Origin of the sequence: Luteimonas sp. 9C (assembly GCF_902506295.1) — a bacterium.
In the GTDB taxonomy this organism is placed as follows: Bacteria; Pseudomonadota; Gammaproteobacteria; order Xanthomonadales; family Xanthomonadaceae; genus Luteimonas.
Window position 1 is genome coordinate 190,092 of sequence record NZ_LR733312.1, and the last position, 17,022, is coordinate 207,113.

14 protein-coding genes are annotated in these 17,022 nt (G+C 68.9%); 7 read left to right on the plus strand and 7 right to left on the minus strand.

Translation table 11 applies throughout. The features are described 5' to 3' along the window. From CURTO8I2_RS00875 to CURTO8I2_RS00895, 5 genes are all read right to left on the minus strand, one after another. Positions 1-1,551 (minus strand): PH domain-containing protein, encoded by a 1,551-nt coding sequence (locus tag CURTO8I2_RS00875; protein ID WP_159677881.1) that lies wholly within the window; start codon positions 1,549-1,551, stop codon positions 1-3. After that, positions 1,538-2,095 carry a PH domain-containing protein gene (locus CURTO8I2_RS00880; protein WP_159677883.1) on the minus strand — a complete coding sequence of 186 codons (558 nt, stop codon included), beginning with the start codon at positions 2,093-2,095 and terminating at the stop codon, positions 1,538-1,540. Before CURTO8I2_RS00880 ends, CURTO8I2_RS00875 begins: the two co-directional genes overlap by 14 nt. 10 nt (positions 2,096-2,105) lie before the next feature. Continuing rightward, complete coding sequence (locus CURTO8I2_RS00885; protein ID WP_159677885.1) at positions 2,106-3,026, minus strand: lauroyl acyltransferase; 921 nt, start codon at positions 3,024-3,026, stop codon at positions 2,106-2,108. 216 nt (positions 3,027-3,242) lie between these two features. Further along, on the minus strand, positions 3,243-3,533 hold the full coding sequence (locus CURTO8I2_RS00890; RefSeq protein WP_159677887.1) for a hypothetical protein: 291 nt from the start codon (positions 3,531-3,533) through the stop codon (positions 3,243-3,245). Positions 3,534-3,975: 442 nt separating this feature from the next. Next, complete coding sequence (locus CURTO8I2_RS00895) at positions 3,976-4,842, minus strand: outer membrane protein assembly factor BamD (protein WP_159677889.1); 867 nt, start codon at positions 4,840-4,842, stop codon at positions 3,976-3,978. A gap of 90 nt (positions 4,843-4,932) precedes the next feature. Here CURTO8I2_RS00895 and rluD point away from each other — a divergent pair, with 90 nt between their 5' ends. Next, positions 4,933-5,922: a 23S rRNA pseudouridine(1911/1915/1917) synthase RluD gene (gene rluD / locus CURTO8I2_RS00900; RefSeq protein ID WP_159677891.1), complete on the plus strand. Its 990-nt coding sequence runs from the start codon at positions 4,933-4,935 to the stop codon at positions 5,920-5,922. Next, on the plus strand, positions 5,919-6,686 hold the full coding sequence (pgeF, locus tag CURTO8I2_RS00905; RefSeq protein WP_159677893.1) for a peptidoglycan editing factor PgeF: 768 nt from the start codon (positions 5,919-5,921) through the stop codon (positions 6,684-6,686). Before rluD ends, pgeF begins: the two co-directional genes overlap by 4 nt. On the opposite strand, the gene CURTO8I2_RS00910 is transcribed toward pgeF, so the two are convergent. Together CURTO8I2_RS00910 and CURTO8I2_RS00915 are read right to left on the minus strand one after the other, a co-directional pair. Continuing rightward, positions 6,683-8,242 (minus strand): sodium/solute symporter, encoded by a 1,560-nt coding sequence (locus CURTO8I2_RS00910; protein WP_159677895.1) that lies wholly within the window; start codon positions 8,240-8,242, stop codon positions 6,683-6,685. The two genes, pgeF and CURTO8I2_RS00910, sit on opposite strands and share 4 nt — an antisense overlap. A gap of 75 nt (positions 8,243-8,317) precedes the next feature. Beyond that, complete coding sequence (locus CURTO8I2_RS00915) at positions 8,318-10,759, minus strand: TonB-dependent receptor (RefSeq protein ID WP_159677897.1); 2,442 nt, start codon at positions 10,757-10,759, stop codon at positions 8,318-8,320. Positions 10,760-11,000: 241 nt separating this feature from the next. Here CURTO8I2_RS00915 and CURTO8I2_RS00920 point away from each other — a divergent pair, with 241 nt between their 5' ends. The 5 genes from CURTO8I2_RS00920 (at position 11,001) to gloA (ending at position 16,850) form a co-directional block, all read left to right on the plus strand. Then, positions 11,001-11,492 carry a DUF3574 domain-containing protein gene (locus CURTO8I2_RS00920; RefSeq protein ID WP_159677899.1) on the plus strand — a complete coding sequence of 164 codons (492 nt, stop codon included), beginning with the start codon at positions 11,001-11,003 and terminating at the stop codon, positions 11,490-11,492. A gap of 38 nt (positions 11,493-11,530) precedes the next feature. Next, positions 11,531-13,777, plus strand: coding sequence for a TonB-dependent receptor (locus tag CURTO8I2_RS00925; RefSeq protein ID WP_159677901.1), 2,247 nt, complete (start codon positions 11,531-11,533; stop codon positions 13,775-13,777). 263 nt (positions 13,778-14,040) lie between these two features. Then, positions 14,041-15,648 carry a hypothetical protein gene (locus CURTO8I2_RS00930; protein ID WP_159677903.1) on the plus strand — a complete coding sequence of 536 codons (1,608 nt, stop codon included), beginning with the start codon at positions 14,041-14,043 and terminating at the stop codon, positions 15,646-15,648. A 55-nt stretch (positions 15,649-15,703) separates the two neighbouring features. After that, positions 15,704-16,261: a DUF4166 domain-containing protein gene (locus CURTO8I2_RS00935; protein ID WP_159677905.1), complete on the plus strand. Its 558-nt coding sequence runs from the start codon at positions 15,704-15,706 to the stop codon at positions 16,259-16,261. Positions 16,262-16,319: 58 nt separating this feature from the next. Then, positions 16,320-16,850 (plus strand): lactoylglutathione lyase, encoded by a 531-nt coding sequence (gene gloA / locus CURTO8I2_RS00940; RefSeq protein ID WP_159677907.1) that lies wholly within the window; start codon positions 16,320-16,322, stop codon positions 16,848-16,850. Positions 16,851-17,022 lie beyond the last annotated feature (172 nt).

Here is a 17,022-nt window from a genome sequence, read left to right on the forward strand (position 1 = left end):
TCACCAGCGCAGCGGCCGCCGTGCGATCGCCCTGGCGAGCGTGGCGTGGATGCGTTCGGCATCGTCGAGCGCGAGGAAGCGCAGGCGCAGCGGAGTCGTCAGCGGATTGGCCCCGGCGGTGTCGAGCCACACCGAGGCCATGCCGAAGCGGCGATCCAGCGGCGACTGGCGCAGTTCGACGGCCTGCAGCTTGCCGAGTTCGGCGAAGCGCCAGCTGCGCGACCACCAGCCTTCGCGCACCGCGACCAGGGCATCGTCGACCGCGTAACCGGCGCGCGCGGCATGGCGGCGGGCGACGAACATCGACCACGGCAGCCACAGCAGGCCCAGCGCGCCCCACCACTGGAAGAACCAGGCCAGCGCCGCGCACAGGCCGGCGCTCACGAACAGGTCGCCGAGCATCAGGCGCTGCCAGGCGCGCGGATGCAGCGGCTGCCAGTGTTGCGGCGGCCACGACGGCAGCAGGGCGATGTCGCGCACGATCGCATCGCAGGTGTCCGGCGGTGCGATGGGCGCCAGGGCATCGAGCCCGCGTTGCGCATTCGCATTGCCCTGGCCGTCGCCGGTACGCGCGCTGGCGGTGTCGATCTCCAGCGTGCGACGCGCGAACAGCCGATGCAGCACGCCTTCCTGCAGTGTCCACGCCTGGATGCGCCGGCGCGGCACGCTGCTGCGCGAGCGACCCAGCAGGCCGCGCTCGACGGTCAGGCGTCGACCCTGCCGCTGCAGGCGGAACCCGTGGTAGCGCAGCAGCGCCAGCAGCACCGAGAACGCGCGGATCAGTACCAGTGCCGTCGCGATCACGCCCATCAGCACCAGGCCCTTGGCCATCCACGTCGTCGCGAAGCCGCTGGCGTAGCCGAAGGCCTCGCGGCCGTACTCGACCAGCAGTCGTCCCATCGCGCGTTCGGGCATGACCTGGAACGACAGCGCGGCCGCGCCGGCGACGACGATCAGGCCGCGGTTGGAAATCAGGCCGAGCTTGACCACTTCCCAGGTCGACAACGCCAGCAGCGTGGCGCCCTCGGGCGCGGCGACCGGTGTGCCATCGGGCGTCGCAGTGACCGCGTCGCTGCGGCCGCGATCGCGGATCAGCTGTTCGAGTGCCAGTGCCTCGGGCATCCGCAGCACACGCATCTGCGCTTCGGGTTTGGTGCCGCCGGCCGACTCGAGCCGCACCTCGGCGACGCCCATCACGCGGTGCAGCAACGTCTGGTGGATGGCGACGTTGTGGATGCGCGAATAGGGAATCTGCCGGACGCTGCGTTCGAGCAGACCGCTGCGCACGATCAGCCGGTCGTCGTCGATGCGGTAGCGGAAGGTCAGGTATTGCCAGACCGACACGACAACCAGTGCGCCGACGCCGATCATCGGCAGCCACCAGGGATACCCGTCGTCGCGGCGACCGCCGGCGAACAGCAGCACCGCCAGCGGCACGATGAACTGCCGCAGGTTCTGCAGCAGCACGAACAGCCACGAGCCCGGATGCAGGCGGCGCTCGTGGTCTTCGGGCAGCAGCGCCTGCGGCGCGGCCGGCTCAGGCGTCGTCATGGTCGTCGTCGCGGGCGGCGCGCGCGGCCAGCGTGTCGCGCAGCCGCTCGGCCTCATCGAAGTCGAGCCCCGACAGCGACAGCGCACTGCTGCGGGTGCCGGCGGTGTGCACGATCAGCGTCGCCAGTCCGAACGCACGTTCCAGCGGACCGCGCCGCACGTCCAGGTGCTGCACGCGATTGCCGGGCACGCGCGTGTCGCTGCGCCACAGGTGCCCGCGGCGCACGCCGAAGCCGTCGTCGTCGAGCCGCCAGCGCGTGCGCAGCCAGCGCCGGCGCGCGATCCACACCGTCCAGGCCGGAATCACCAGCAGCAATGCGCCGGCGATCGCGAACGACAGCGGCTGGCGGTTTGCGGCGATCAGGCCGACGCCCAACGCGATCGCCAGCGGAATCAGGGTGCCGATCAGGGTCGCGATCGTCGCCAGCGTGCGTGCCCGCAGCGGCAGCGGCTGCCAGACATCGGTCTCGACCTGCGGAGCTGCCTCCGCCGGCTCGACGGGCAGCGGCGGCGGTGTGGCGGCGTGGTCTTCGCTGGCGGTCATCGGCGCGTGCTCATCGTCGACGTTCGAGGTCGAGATAGGGATTGTCGTCACCCGAGCCGGATGGCCGGGCCTTGTAGCGTTTGTAGGTCCACTGGTACTGCGCCGGATCGCGCCGCGCGATGTGTTCGACGCCGGCGTTGAGCGCGGTGGTCGCGCGGACCAGATCGACATCGGCAATCGCGGGATGCGCGGGCTCGATGCGCAGCGCGAAATCCGGCCCGTCGCCGATGCGCTCGCAGTACGCGAACAGCACGGTCGCGCCGGTGCGCTCGGCCAGGCGCGAGGCGAGCGTCATCGTCAGTGCGGGCAAGCCGAAAAACGGCGCGAATTCGCCGTCGCCGGCCTTGGGCTGCTGGTCGGGCAGGATGCCGACCACGCCGCCGTCCTTGAGCGTCTTCCACAGCTGGCGCACGGCCGGGCCTTCGGCGCGCACCTGGCGCACGCGATCCGGGACGCCGGCGCGCACGCGGCGCAGGAACGCTTCACCGACCGCCGAATCCGGCGCGCGGTAGAGGATCGAGAGCGGCGTGCGCGCGGCCAGCCACTGGTTGAGCAGTTCCCAGTTGCCGTAGTGCGGGGCGCAGACGATCAGGCCGCGGCCGTCGGCCAGCGCCGCATCGAACAGGCCGACGCCATGCTGCTCGCGCAGCATCCGCAGATTGCGCGCGTGCGGCCGCGTCCACAGCCGCAGCGTCTCCAGCGTCTGCAAGGCGGTGGTGCGCAGGATCGCGTGTTGCAGCGCCGCGCGTTCGTCGTCGGTCCGCTCGGGATAGGCGAGTTCGAGATTGCGCAGCGCGACCCGGCTCTCGCGGCTGCCCGTCAGTCGCCCGAGCGTGGCGGCCACGCCGGCGATGCCACGCAGCACCGGCGCCGGCAGTGCGCCGACGAGCGTGGCGAGCAGATAGAGGATGCGTGCGATCAGATCCGGCATGCCGGAAGTCTAGGCGGTGTGGCGCGGATGGGGATAGGTGCCGGAAGTCGGCTTTGCTTCGACGTTCTCTTCGCACGTGTACCGCTGGGCGCACGTGGTTGCGTCGCGCGGGCTGTTTGCGATGTCTTTGATCCGGCTCCGGCTCCGGCTCCGGCTCCGGCTTCGGCTTCGTCTTTGGCGTTGGCTTTGGCTTTGGCTTTCGCGCTTGCTCCTGCTTCAGCTTTTCGCCTTGCCCTTGATCTCAATCGAGCCGTAGAGCGAGCCGAGCATCGCAGGGCGGCGGGGTCGAAGAGCAGCCCGTGTCTGAGCGCAGCGAGCTTGGGCTGCGGAACCGTGAAGGTCCCAATGTGCCCCGTCGTCCGAGAAGCGCAGGGGACCGCCGCGGCTGTGTCGCGGCGGCTCGCGTCCGGCGAAGACGGTTTTGCTTACTTTTGCCAAGACAAAAGTAAGCCGCGCGACAGCGCGGAAGCCCTGTACTTGATCTTCGCTTGTGCGGTTGATCTTCATCTCCGGCATGAATATCAAAGTCGCAAAGCGACGAGCGAAGAAGCGCAAGCAAGTACAGGGCTTTCGCCCGCTGCGCGTGCGAGTCCCTTTTGGATGGACCCAAAAGGAACCAAAAGGTCCCTTCGCCGGACGCGAGCCGATGCGATGAAGCCGCATCGGTGCCCTGTGCTCCTCGCCTGACGCGGCACATTGGGACCTTTACGGTTCCGCAGCCCAAACTCGCTTCGCTCAGACATGGGCTGCTCTTCGGCCACGCCAGGCTCCGGTGCTCGGCTCGCTCTACGGCTCGATTCGAATCAAAAGCTGAAAGCCAGAGCCAGAGCCAGAGCCAGAGCCAGAGCCAGAGCGAAAGCCAAAAAGCCAAAGCAGAAGCCGAAGACCCGCAGACACCACAAAGCAAAACGCCGCCCGAAGGCGGCGTCTCTTCAATCAACCAGCAACCTCAGTCGCGGTCGACGTCGATCGCGGTGCGCTCGCTGGCGAACGGGTTGAGGCGACGGATCTTCCACGGCTCGTTCGGCCACTTGCCGGTCAGCGACGGGTGGTCGGGCTCGTTCTGCTCGAGCACGCGACGGGCGTCGGCGGCCAGCGTGTCGTTGCCGAGGTTGGCGTAGCTGGCGGCGAGCAGCGCGACCGCGTCGTTCTGGTACTCGCTCTGCGGGTAGGTCTCCAGCAGGTAGGTCGCGCGCTGCGCGGCGGCCACGTAGGCCTCGCGGCGCAGGTAGTACAGGCCGGTTTCGATCTCGTGGCGCGCGAAGGTGTTGCGCAGCGTGGCCATCTGCGCGCGCGCGTCGGCGGCGTAGCGGCTGTTGGGGTAGCGGTCGGCCACGGTGTTGAAGTCCGCGTACGCCTGGTTGGGCGAGGCCAGATCGCGGCGGCTGCTGTCCAGGCTCCACACGCGCTGCAGGAACACCGTGTCGCGGTTGGAGTTCACCAGGCCGCGCAGGTAGTACATGTAGGGAATGTTGCGGTGCGTGGGATAGGTCCGGATGAAGCGGTCGATGCCCGAGATCGCTTCCTCGTTGTTGCCCATCTTGTAGTTCGCATAGGCCGTCTCGACGAGCGCCTGCTCGGTATACGGGCCATACGGATACTGGGCGACCAGGCGGCGGAACGACGTGGCGCCGTTGCTCCAGTTGCCCTTGCGCATCGAATCGTGGCCCTTCTGGTAGAGCTCGGCGACGGGCACGCCTTCGTTCTCGTCGTCCTTGGTGTCGCGGGAGCAGCCCGCGGCGACCATGACGACCAGCAGCAGAAGCACCGAAGTGCGGGCCAGGGCGCGGAACGGCGAGGCGAGGCGTGGGGTCATGGGGTCAATTGGGCGTATGGGCACGAACCGCGGATAATAACAGTCCGGGTGGATCGCCCGGCTTTCCCCGCCTGAACCCGAGCCGTCCCGATGCAGCAAGACCCCAGCGACCTCTCCGACCAGCGCACTGCCACCGTGCCGGATGCGGCGGCAGGGCGCCGTTTCGACGCCGTGCTCGCCGAGCTCTTCCCGCAGTTCTCGCGGTCCAAGCTGACCACCTGGATCAAGTCCGGCGAGGTGCTGCTCGACGGCGTTGTCCCGCGCCCCCGCGATGCGGTAGTGGGCGGGGAGACCGTCAGCCTGAACGTGATCCTGGACACCCAGACCACGGCCGAGCCGCAGGACATCCCGCTGTCGGTGCTGTTCGAGGACGACCAGGTGATCGTGATCGACAAGCCCGCCGGGCTGGTCGTCCACCCCGGCGCCGGCAATCACGACGGCACCCTGGTCAATGCGCTGCTGTTCCGCGACGCCTCGCTGGCGACCCTGCCGCGCGCCGGCATCGTGCACCGGCTGGACAAGGACACCTCCGGCGTCATGGTGGTCGCGCGTACGCTCGAGGCGCACAACGCGCTGGTCGAACAGCTGTCGGCGCGCGACGTCCATCGCCAGTACCTGGCCGTCGTGGTCGGCGCGCTGGTGTCGGGCGGCACCGCGGATGCGCCGATCGACCGCCACCCGCGCGACCGCCTGCGCATGGGCGTGCGCGAGGACGGCCGCGAGGCCGTGACGCATTACCGTCTGCGCGAACGCTTCCGCGCCCACACCGCGCTCGAATGCCGGCTCGAGACCGGCCGCACGCACCAGATCCGCGTGCACATGGCGCATCTGCGCCACGCGATCCTCGGCGACCCGCTCTACGGCGGTTCGCTGAAGCTGCCCAAGGGCGCCTCGGACGAGATGATCGCCATGCTGCGCGGTTTCCGCCGCCAGGCGCTGCATGCCGAAACGCTGGAGTTCAGGCATCCGGTCACCGGTGAGGCCGTGCGCTGCACCGCGCCGCTGCCGGCCGACATGCAGGCCCTGCTCAAGGTGCTGCGCGCGGATGCGATCGAGCACGCGGAAATGGGCCGCCGGTGAGCGCGCTGCTGCACGCCGCCTGGCCTGCGCCCCGCGGCGTGCACGCGCTGACGACGCTGCGCCACGGCGCCGGCGTGTCGCAGGCCCCGTTCGACAGGTTCAATCTCGGCAACCACCGCAGCGCCGCCGGTGATGAACCGGATGCGGTGGCGCGCAATCGCGAGGCACTGGTCGACATCGCCGGCCTGCCGTCGCCCCCGCACTGGCTGCAGCAGGTGCACGGCGTCGCGGTCGCACGCTTCGTCGCGCCGGCGGGCGTTGCGCAGCAGGCGCTGGTCGAGGCCGATGCGTCGGTGACATCGGACGCGGGCGTCGTGCTTGCGATCCTGACCGCCGATTGCCTGCCGGTGGTGTTCGCCGCCGAGGACGGCAGCGAGATCGGCGCGGCCCACGCGGGCTGGCGCGGCCTCGCCGCGGGCGTGCTCGAAGCGACGGTCGCGGCGATGCGGACCTCGCCCGCGCAGATGCGGGTCTGGCTCGGCCCGGCGGCGGGGCCGGCATCGTACGAAATCGGCGCGGAGGTGCGCGATGCCTTCGTCGCCGGCGATCCGGGCGCGGACGCCGCGTTCGTCGCGACGCGTGCGGGGCACTGGCGCGTCGATCTGTACGCGCTCGCGCGTCGGCGTCTCGAAGCGGCAGGCATCCGCGGCGATGCGATCCACGGCGGCGACCGCGACACGATCGCCGAGCCCGAAGCGTTCTTCTCGCATCGTCGCGACCAGCGCACCGGCCGCATCGCGACGCTGGCGTGGATCGCCCCTTAGCGCAGCACGACCAGGATGGCCGCCGTCAGTCCCAGGACGAGCACGATGCCGACCCGCACGTCGCGCGGCAGATGGACCAGCCCCGGGCGTGCCAGGGACAGGATCTCGCCCGCGTCCCGGCCGGTCCGGTCGCGGCCCTGCAGCTGCCACATCCAGAACGCGGTGAAGGCCGCGGTGGCGGCGAACAGCACGCCGCCGATGATGCTGAAGTGCATGCCGAGCCCCACGGTTTCGTAGACCACGAACAGCGCTGCGCTGAGGGCATGGCCGCAGGCCAGGCCGCGCAAGGCGGCGGACGCGCCGAGCCGGGGGACCCACAGTCCCATCAGGAAGGTCGCCACCAGCGGCGAGGCCACGAACGCGAAGACCTGCTGCAGGTAACTCCACAGGCCGGAGAAGTGCTGGATCATCGGCGCCCACGCCGCGGCCAGCAGCGCGATCACCAGCGTCGCGATGCGGCCGGTCCACGCCAGCTGCGACGATCGCCAGTGCGGGCGGTACGGTTGCACGAAGTCGAGCGTCAGCAGCGTCGCCGATGCGTTGAGGGTCGATGACAGCGTCGACATCAGCGCCGAGACCAGTCCTGCGATGATCAGTCCGGCCAGGCCGACCGGTGCGAACGTGGTGACCATGGCGGGGAACGCCTGGTCGGGACGTTCGAGGTCGGGCAGCAGCACCGTCGCCATCGCGCCGGGGATCGTCATCAGGAAGATCGGCAGCAGCTTGAGGAAGGCCGCGATCACCGCGCCGCGGCTGGCCGCCTCGATGTTGCGCGCGGCGAGCACGCGCTGGACGACGTACTGGTTCATCGTCCAGTAGTAGAAACCGACGATCGGCACGCCGGTGATCAGCCCCAGCCACGGCAGGCCGGGATCGTCGAGCGGACGGATCAGCGACAGCTTGTCGGGATCGACGCGCGCGACCACGTTCGCCCAGCTGTAGTCGAACTGCGCGAACACCATCAGGCTCAGCGCCGCCGCGCCGACCAGCAGCACGGTGCCCTGCAGCAGATCGGTGTGGACCGCCGCGCGCAGGCCGCCGCAGGCGGTGTAGAGCGCGGTGAACAGGGCGATGCCCAGGCAGACCGCCCACAGTTCGAGATCGGGGACGAAGGTCGTGACCACCAGCCCACCGGCATACAGCGTGCCGGCGGTATCGAGCACCAGCGACAGGAACAGCGTGACCACCGACAGGTACTTGCGCATCCGCGGATCGAAACGGCGCTCCATCAGTTCGGGCATCGTCGCGATGCGCAGCCGCAGCAGCACCGGCATGACGAAGATCGCGGCGACGATCAGCACCAGGCCGGCCATCCATTCGTAGTTCGCCGCCGAGATGCCGGTGGCATACGCGGCGCCCGGCAGGCCGATCAGGGTGTCGGACGAGATGTTGGACGCGAACAGCGACACGCCGACCGCGATCGGGCCGAGCGAGCGCCCGGCCAGGAACAGTTCGTCGGAGGTCGCGTGCCGTCGCGTGGCCGAGAATCCCATGATCGCGGTGAGGAGGAAATAGGCTCCGATGACCCAGAAATCGACCGTCGTCAGCTGCCCCATCGTCCCCGCCGTGTGCCCGTGTCCGTGTACCAGAACACAGGACGCGGGCCGCTTGCAAAGGCTGGAGACCGTGGATCAGAAGGCGTATCGCACGCGCGTGTACACGTATCGGCCGCTGCTGCCGATGCCCGACAGCACGTCGTAGGGCAGGTTGCCGAAGTAGAAGATGTCCTCGTTCGAGAGATCCGCGTATTCGTCGGTCAGGTTCTGACCGCCGACGGCGAGCGTCCACGTGTCGCCGAGGCGCACTTCGGCTTCCGCGTCGAGCTGCCACTTCGCACCGTAGACCTGCTCGGGCTCGAACCCGCCGCCGAAGTTGAAGACGCGCTTGGTGCTGCCGTGGCGGGTCACGCGGGCGAGCAGGTTCCAGGTGTCGTCCCCCCAGCTGCCGGTGAACGCCGAGCGCGTGCTCGGGGCGGCGTCGGTCAGCGTGTTGCTTTCCTCGACGCCGAACAGCACCGCGTCCGGCACCACCGCCGACAGCGCGGCCGGTGTCGCGACGATGCGCTTGATCTCGGTGTCGGCGTAGCTCCAGGTGCCGGTCAACAGCAGCGAACCGCCGGCCAGCGGATGGCGCCAGTTGGCGACGGCCTCGGCGCCGCGCGTGCGCGTGTCGGCGGCGTTGGTGAAGAAGCTGACGCTCTGCACACCCGGCACGCGGAACTGCGCGTCGATGAAGTCGGTCAGCGCATCGCTGGTGATCGCTTCCGACAGCGCGACGCGGTCGTCGATGTCGATCTGGAACAGGTCCAGCGAAAAGTCGAAGGTCTCACCGATCTGGCTGGTGAACCCTAGGCTGGCGTTGATCGACTGCTCGGGCGTGAGGTCGGTCGCGCCGAGCGCGCGGGCGATCGGATTGTTGACCGACAGTAAGCGGCTCTGGATCAGCTGGCCGGCGGCGTTGTAGCCGGTGCCGGTGGATTCGTAACCGATCTGGCCGAGCGACGGCGCACGGAAATTCTTCGACAGCGCGCCGCGCAGCGCGAACGCGGGCACGAATGCGTAGCGCGCGGCGAGCTTGCCGGTCACTTCGCCGCCGAAGTCGCTGTAGTGCTCGTAGCGCACGGCGGCATCCGTGCTGAGCTTCTCGCCGAAGCTGCTCGACACGCTGGCGTAGACGCTGGCGACATCGCGGTCGAGGTCGGCTTCGTCCTGCGGGGTCAGGCCGCCGCCGGCCTGCGAACCCGTCGGGCGATCGGTGAACGGACCGGCCGCATAGCTCGCCGGATCGCCGGCGCCGGTCTCGTAATTCTCGACGCGGAACTCCACGCCGGTCGCGAAGGTGTGCAGGGTGTCGCCCTGCGCGAACAGGCGGCTGACGTCGACGTTGGCCAGTGTCTGGTCGAATGCGTAGTCGCCGGTCTTGAAGCGCGTCGGGCTGGACGGGCCGAGCGAGGCATTGATCGAATCGCGCAGGCGATAGGTGAACGCGTTGCGGCCGTGGTTGAGGCTCGCGTCGATATCCCAGTCGCCCCACTGCGTGCGCACACCGGCGACGCCCGCGACATCGAGGTTCTCGCCGATCGACACCGGGCGGAACCCGTTCGGATACACCTCCGGCCAGTTCGCTTCGCCATCGGGATAGCGGAAGTAGTTCGCGCCTTCGGTGTCGCGTTGGGCGTAGGTGCCGAACGCATAGAACGTCGCGGCGTCACCGAGCGCGATCTCGGTATTGAGCCAGCCGTTGATGTCCCGGGCCGCGCCGTTGCCGGCCTGGTAGTTGCGCTGGCCCTGCAGTTCGAGATTGCGCGGCGTCTGGTCCCACGGCGGAATCTGGTCGAAGCCGGCGCGGTTGGTCGGCGAGAGTGCCTTGTATTCCAGGCCCACGCGCAGGAAGCCGTCCTCGCCGAGCGCGGTGCCGACCTTCGCCGCGAGCGACGCACTCTGGCCGTCGGTGATGCGCTGGTCGGTGGGCTCGAACGTCGTGTGGTGCGCGCCGTAGCTTGCCTCGATCGCGCCGCCATCGCCGCCGTCGTCGAGAATGATGTTGATCACGCCCGCCACCGCATCGGCGCCGTACTGCGCCCCCGCGCCGTCGCGCAGCACTTCGATGCGCTGGATCGCGCTGAGCGGAATCGCATTGAAGTCGACCGGCGTGGTGCCGCGTCCGGTCTTCGAGCCCGTGGTCACCAGCGACGAGACATGCCGGCGCTTGCCGTTGATCAGCACCAGCACCTGGTCCGGGGAGAGGCCGCGCAGCTGCGCGGCGCGGATGTGGTCGGCACCGCCGGAGTTCGACTGGCGCGGGATGTTGAACGAAGGCAGCAGCGCCTGCAGCGCAGCGCCGAGTTCACCGTTGACCGCGCCGGCGCGGCGCAGGTCGTCCGCGTCCAGCCCGTCGATCGGCGAGGTCGATTCGAGCACCGTGCGATCGGTCGCGCGGGTGCCGGTGACGATGACCGCATCGAGTCGGGTCGCGCCGTCGTCGGGTGGGGACTGCGCGAACGCGGGCGCGGCCAGGACAAGGGCGATGGCGGCGGCGAGCGGCGCGGACGCGCGGCGGACGGACTGCGGCATGGAGATTCCTGGGCGGGCGGAGAAGCGTCACCCGACATCGGACTCCGCCGGCGGAACCGGGGGGAGGTGCGTGCGGAGTCCGATGCCGGCGACGCGCGGCCGCTGGGGCCGGCCCGTATTAGTCGCAGAACGAAATCAATGCGTCCATCCGGATAAAGCGATACAGTGTTGCGGCAGCGCAACAATTTCCGGTCCCGCGGCTCCCTACGATTGGCAGCCCGCCGTTCTCCAGGAAGTCCCCATGGCTCTTCGTGTCTTCGATGTCCGTGTGCTGATGCCGTCGCTGGCCGCGCTGTGCCTCGCCGCGTGCGCGGGGACGCCGACGGCCGGCGCGGCGCCATCCGCGCAGTCCGCCACCGCGGCCTATCACGGGGATGACGCCCGCCCGGCCGACGGCAAGGGCTGGGTGCGCACTGAACTGTATTTCGCGACCAGCCCGTGGAACGCCTCGCCCGAGGATGCCGCCGCGGCCGAGCAGCGCTGGCTCGACTTCCTCGACCGCGAGGTCACGCCGCGCTTTCCGGGCGGTCTGAGCGTGCTCGACGTCTATGGACAATGGTTGCCGCCAGGTGCGACGACGCCGTCGCGGCTGCGCTCCAAGGAGCTGGTCGTGCATCATCCCGATACGCCGGCGCAGGCTGCCGCGATCGAAGCGGTCCGCGTCGCCTGGAAACAGGAAACCGGCCATCTCTCGGTCCTGCGCTCGCAGCTGCACGCCGACGTCTCATTCTGACCATCCCGCGTTCCACTCCGCCCGCCGAGGTTCCTCCGATGTCGTCCAGCCGCGCCCGCCCGACTGCGTTCCGCCCCGCCCGACTTGCCTTCGCGCTCGCCTGCGCGCTGCCGGCAGGGGCGTTCGCCCAGGACGCGGCGACGCCAGCCAGCCCCGCCACGCTGGATGCGGTGCAGGTCACCGCCCAGCGCCGGGTGGAGAACATCCAGGACGTGCCGGTGTCGATCACCACGCTCGACGCCGAGAAGCTCGGCGTGCTCGGCAGCGGCGGCACCGACATCCGGTTCCTGTCGGGCCGCGTGCCCAGCCTCAACATCGAATCGAGCTACGGCCGCGCGTTTCCGCGCTTCTACATCCGCGGTCTCGGCAATACCGACTTCGATCTCAATGCCTCGCAGCCCGTTTCGCTGATCTATGACGACGTTGTGCTGGAAAACCCGCTGCTGAAGGGGTTCCCAGTGTTCGACATCGCCGGCGTCGAAGTGCTGCGCGGCCCGCAGGGCACGCTGTTCGGCCGCAACACGCCGGCCGGCGTGGTGAAGTTCGATTCGGTGCGCCCGAGCCAGGACTTCGAGGGCTACGGCAAGCTGGCCTACGGCAGCGACAACATGTGGAACTTCGAAGGCGCGGTCGGCGGCGCGCTGACTGAGCGCTGGTCGGCGCGCGTGTCGGCGCTGTACCAGCGCCGCGACGATTCGGTGCGCAACACCCTCGCCGGAGCGCCCAACGACGGTTTTGAGGGCTATGACGAATCCGCCGCGCGCGTGCAGTTCCTCTACGAGGGCGACGGCTTCGAAGGCCTGTTCAATCTGCATCGCCGCGATCTCAACGGCACCGCGCGTCTGTTCCGCGCGAATCTCGTCGAGCCGGGCAGCAACCGCTTCGTGCCGGGCTTCGATCGCGACACCGTGTCGCTGGACGGCGTCAATTTCTCCGATCTGGAGACCTGGGGCGGCAGCGCCCGCCTGCGCTGGGATTTCGGTCAGTACAGCCTGTACGCGATCACCGGTTACGAGACGCTGGAATCCTTGAACCGCGGCGACATCGACGGCGGTTACGGCGCCGCGTTCCTGCCCGATTCCGGACCGGGATTCATTCCGTTCGCAGCGGAGTCGGCCGACGGCATTCCCGAACACAAGCAGATCACCCAGGAAGTGCGCATCGAGTCGAATCTCGACGGTCCCTTCGACTGGCAGGCCGGCGCATTCTGGTTCCGCGAAGAGCTGACCGTCGACAGCCTCAACTACGACTCGCTCGCGCCCGGCAATCCGCAGACCGGCCACGCCGTGCAGGAACAGCGCAATACCGCGTGGGCGCTGTTCGCGTCCGGCGAATACGACGTCAGCGACAAGCTCACGCTGCGCGGCGGCCTGCGCTACACGCAGGACAAGAAGGACTTCAGCGCCAGCGTGCTGCAGGCGGTGCCGTTCGGCACGCCGGTCGGCGGTCCGTTCTTCGAGACCACCGATGTCGACGACATCAGCTGGGACGCGAGTGCGGTCTACGAACTCAACGACGACGTCAACGTCTACGGCCGTGTCGCCAAGGGCTTCCGCGCACCGTCGATTCAGGGCCGTCTCGCATTCGGCGGCATCTCGGTCGCCGATTCGGAAGAAGTGATCTCGTACGAAGTCGGCATCAAGGCCGACCTGTGGGACCGCCGCGGCCGCATCGGCTTCAACCTGTTCCGCTACAACGTCGACGGCCAGCAGCTGATCGCCGTCGGCGGCGCGACCAACCAGGCGATCCTGCTCAACGCCGACAAGTCGATCGGGCAGGGCGCCGAGCTCGACCTGCAGGCGTGGTTGACCGACACGCTGCTGGTGACCTGGGGCACGAGCTACAACGACACCGAGATCCGCGACCCGAACCTCGCGGTCGCGGTCTGCGGTGGCGGCTGCACCGTGACCGATCCGACCGTCAACGGCTTCGCCCTTGTCGACGGCAATCCGCTGCCGCAGGCGCCGAAGTGGATCCACAACCTCACCGCGCGCTGGGCAAAGCCGGTCGGCGACGACGCCGAGTTCTACGTCTACACCGACTGGGCGTACCGCGGCCAGGTCAACTTCTTCCTCTACGAATCGCCGGAATTCCGCGGCCGCTCGACGCTGGAAGGCGGCCTGCGCGTCGGCACGAACTGGAACCAGGGCAACTACGACCTCGCCGTGTTCGGCCGCAACATCACCGACAGCACGCGCATCGTCGGCGGTATCGACTTCAACAACCTGACAGGCTTCATCAACGAACCGCGGACCTGGGGTGTGGAGTTCACGGCGAAGTTCTGAGGTTGTTTCTCGACCCGTCATGGCGTTCCGTGGTGGGTCTCGGTTGCTTGTCAGGACGCGCGATCGCGCGTCCGTTCGCATTCGAATTCGTCCACGTCGTTCCAGCGGAAGCTGGAACCCATTTGATCTTCGCCTTTGCATGGTGTTCCGCGAAGGAAACGTTGAAGCAAGATCAAGATGGATTTCGGCTTGACCAGCCATTCGGCTGTTGAGAGCCGCCGGAATGACGGGTTAGAGAGATTTCTTCCAACTCCGGGAAACCGATGTCCACCGCCGCAACCCCTACGCATCGCCCCCGCTGGTTCGTCCCCGGCGACATCAACGGTTTCTTCGGCCTCGTCGTCGACAACCTCTCGATCCTCGGCTTCATCGCCGCGGCGCTGGTGGGGATCTTCGGGGTGCCGGCCGACATCGTGTTCGGGCGCATGTTCCCCGGCACCGCATTCGGCGTGCTGGTCGGAAACCTGATGTACACATGGATGGCGCGGCGCCTCGCGCAGCGCACCGGGCGCGACGACGTCACCGCGATGCCGCTCGGCCTCGATGCACCGACCAGCATCGGCATGGCGCTGCTGGTGCTGGGCCCGGCGTTCGTCGCATTCCGCCAGCAGGGCATGGAGGCGGAGGCCGCCGGCATCGCCACCTGGCAGCTCGGCATGGCCTCGCTGGTGGTGATGGGCACGCTGAAACTCGTGCTGTCCTTCGCCGGCGACTGGATCACCCGCGTGGTGCCGCGTGCGGCGCTGCTGGGTTCGATCGGCGGCGCGGCGCTGATGCTGCTCGGTTTCCTGCCGCTGATCGAAACCCTGCGCTCGCCGGTCGCCGGCTTCGCGACGCTCGGCCTGCTGCTGTACGTGCTGGTCGGGCGCGGTCCGGTGCCGCTGCGCCTGCCCGGGGTGCCGTTCGCCCTGCTCGTCGGTCTCGCGCTGTACTACGGCCTCGGGCTCGCCGGGCTGTCGCCGGGCTTCGCCTTGCCGGAGGCCAGCTGGCCGGCGCCCGCGCTGCCGTGGCCGAATCTCGGGTTCGTCGACGGGCTGCCGGCGACGCTGCCCTATCTGTCGCTGCTGCTGCCGTTCGGCCTGCTGATGGTCGTCGGCGGCATCAACGTCAGCGAAAGCGCGCGCGCCGCCGGTGACGACTACCGCACGCGCGACGTGCTGCTGGTCGAAGCGGTGTCGACCCTAGTCGCCGGCGTCTGCGGCGGTGTCGCGCAGACCACGCCCTACATCGGCCAGCCGGCCTACAAGCACATGGGCGCGCGCACCGGCTATACGCTGCTGACGGGCCTCTTCATCGGCGTCGGCGGCATGCTCGGTCTCGTCTCCGGCCTGGTGCAGTGGCTGCCGGTCGCGGTGCTCGCGCCGATCATCGTCTTCGTCGGCATCGACATCACCGTGCAGGCCTTCCACAGCACGAAGCGCGAGCACGCGATCGCGGTGTCGTTGGCCTTCCTGCCGGCGATCGCCTACCTGCTCAACATCAAGTTCGGCAATCCGGCCTGGATCGATCCCGAGCGCATGGCCGCGCTGTATGCGCAGGTCGATGCCGGTCACGGCCTACCGGAGATGGCGACGATCGTCGTGCTCGGCAACGGCTTCATCATCACCGCGATGCTGTGGGCGACCGCGCTGGTCGCGCTGGTCGACCGGCGCCCCGGCATCGCGGTCGCGACCCTGCTGGCCGCGGCCGTCGCCACCCTGTTCGGCGTGATCCACTCGGTGGATCCGACCGGTGCGCTGGTGCTGCCATGGCAGCTCGAGGGCCTGCGCCAGGCGATCGCGTTCAACTTCGCCGTAGCCTACGCGGTGTTCGCCGCCCTGGTGGGCCTGCTGGCTCTGCAACGCCAGCCGACGCCGACAACGCCGGACTGATCGAACCGGGCGCGCAGGCGCTATCCTGCGCCGCCCGGATCCGACCTGCCGCGCGATGACGCCGACCCTCTACCAGACTCTGCTCGGCGCCGCGTTCTTCCGTCTGCCCGATGCCTTGCGCGCGCTGCATGGCGTGCATGGCACGGCGCGCTACAGCGGCGAGGTGACGGTGGTGCGTGGCACGGGGCTGTTGTCGCGCGTGTGCGGGCGTCTGGCGGGCATGCCGAGGGCGATGACCGGCGCGCCGATCACGGTCGATTTCGCCAGCGGCCCGAAGGGCGAGGTCTGGTCACGCGTGTTCGGCACCCCGCCGAAGGCCTCGCGCATGCGCTCGCGCCTGTCGCATCGCAATGGCGAATTGCGCGAGCGCATCGGGCCGGTGCATTTCCGGTTCGTGCTGCACACCTGGGACGGCACGATCTTCTGGAACGTCGCCGGGGCGCGGCTGCTCGGCGTGCTGCCATTGCCCGTCGCGCTGTTCCGCGACATCCGCTGCAACGAACGGGAAGTCGACGGACGGTACGCCTTCGAGATCGAAGCCGCGCTGCCGTTGGCCGGGCCGATAGTGCGCTACCACGGCTGGCTGCTGACGGCGCCCGCTGACGCCGCGTGACCGCGGCCTAACGGCGGCTTCGCCGATAATGGACGGCCCCCTCACAGGAGCTCGCGCCATGACCGCACACACCCTTGCCGATCTCGCCAATGTGCCGGGCGTCGCCGCGCGCGATGCCGCTACCCGAGATTTCGTGTTCAACCACACCATGCTGCGCATCAAGGACCCGGTGGCGTCGCTCGATTTCTACACCCGTGTGCTCGGCTTCACCCTGGTGCGCAAGGCCGATTTCGAGCAGGCGAAGTTCTCGCTGTTCTTCCTCGCGCTGGTCGACGACACCGCCGGCATCCCCGACGAGGAAGACGCGCGCCGCGAATGGCTCGCACGCCAGCCGGGCGTGCTCGAACTCACCCATAACCACGGCACCGAATCGCAGGACGGCGCGGTCTACCACGACGGCAACAGCGATCCGCGCGGCTTCGGCCACATCTGCGTCAGCGTTCCGGATGTCCGCGCCGCGTGTGCGCGTTTCGAAGACCTGGGCGTGCCGTTCCAGAAGCGCCTAACCGACGGCACGATGAAGTCGATCGCCTTCATCAAGGATCCGGACGGCTACTGGGTGGAGATCATCCAGCCGGCGAAGCTTTGATTTTTGCCTTCCCCCGCTCGCGGGGCATTGGGCCCTTTACGGGTCGAAGGTCGGGATGGGGGCGATCGATACGTTCGCGCATGGAACTGTCCAGTCCGCTGTTCGCGCAGAACAGTCTTCCAGGCGATTTGATGATTCGCCCCCACCCAACCCTCCCCCGCAGGCGGGGGAG

Excerpts from the sequence above, each read along its gene's own strand:
- CURTO8I2_RS00875 (WP_159677881.1), bottom strand. The coding sequence starts at position 1,551 with ATGACGACGCCTGAGCCGGCCGCGCCGCAGGCGCTGCTGCCCGAAGAC.
- CURTO8I2_RS00880 (WP_159677883.1), bottom strand. The coding sequence starts at position 2,095 with ATGACCGCCAGCGAAGACCACGCCGCCACACCGCCGCCGCTGCCCGTC.
- CURTO8I2_RS00885 (WP_159677885.1), bottom strand. The coding sequence starts at position 3,026 with ATGCCGGATCTGATCGCACGCATCCTCTATCTGCTCGCCACGCTCGTC.
- CURTO8I2_RS00890 (WP_159677887.1), bottom strand. The coding sequence starts at position 3,533 with ATGAAGATCAACCGCACAAGCGAAGATCAAGTACAGGGCTTCCGCGCT.
- CURTO8I2_RS00895 (WP_159677889.1), bottom strand. The coding sequence starts at position 4,842 with ATGACCCCACGCCTCGCCTCGCCGTTCCGCGCCCTGGCCCGCACTTCG.
- rluD (WP_159677891.1), top strand. The coding sequence starts at position 4,933 with ATGCAGCAAGACCCCAGCGACCTCTCCGACCAGCGCACTGCCACCGTG.
- CURTO8I2_RS00910 (WP_159677895.1), bottom strand. The coding sequence starts at position 8,242 with ATGGGGCAGCTGACGACGGTCGATTTCTGGGTCATCGGAGCCTATTTC.
- CURTO8I2_RS00915 (WP_159677897.1), bottom strand. The coding sequence starts at position 10,759 with ATGCCGCAGTCCGTCCGCCGCGCGTCCGCGCCGCTCGCCGCCGCCATC.
- CURTO8I2_RS00920 (WP_159677899.1), top strand. The coding sequence starts at position 11,001 with ATGGCTCTTCGTGTCTTCGATGTCCGTGTGCTGATGCCGTCGCTGGCC.
- CURTO8I2_RS00925 (WP_159677901.1), top strand. The coding sequence starts at position 11,531 with ATGTCGTCCAGCCGCGCCCGCCCGACTGCGTTCCGCCCCGCCCGACTT.
- CURTO8I2_RS00930 (WP_159677903.1), top strand. The coding sequence starts at position 14,041 with ATGTCCACCGCCGCAACCCCTACGCATCGCCCCCGCTGGTTCGTCCCC.
- CURTO8I2_RS00935 (WP_159677905.1), top strand. The coding sequence starts at position 15,704 with ATGACGCCGACCCTCTACCAGACTCTGCTCGGCGCCGCGTTCTTCCGT.
- gloA (WP_159677907.1), top strand. The coding sequence starts at position 16,320 with ATGACCGCACACACCCTTGCCGATCTCGCCAATGTGCCGGGCGTCGCC.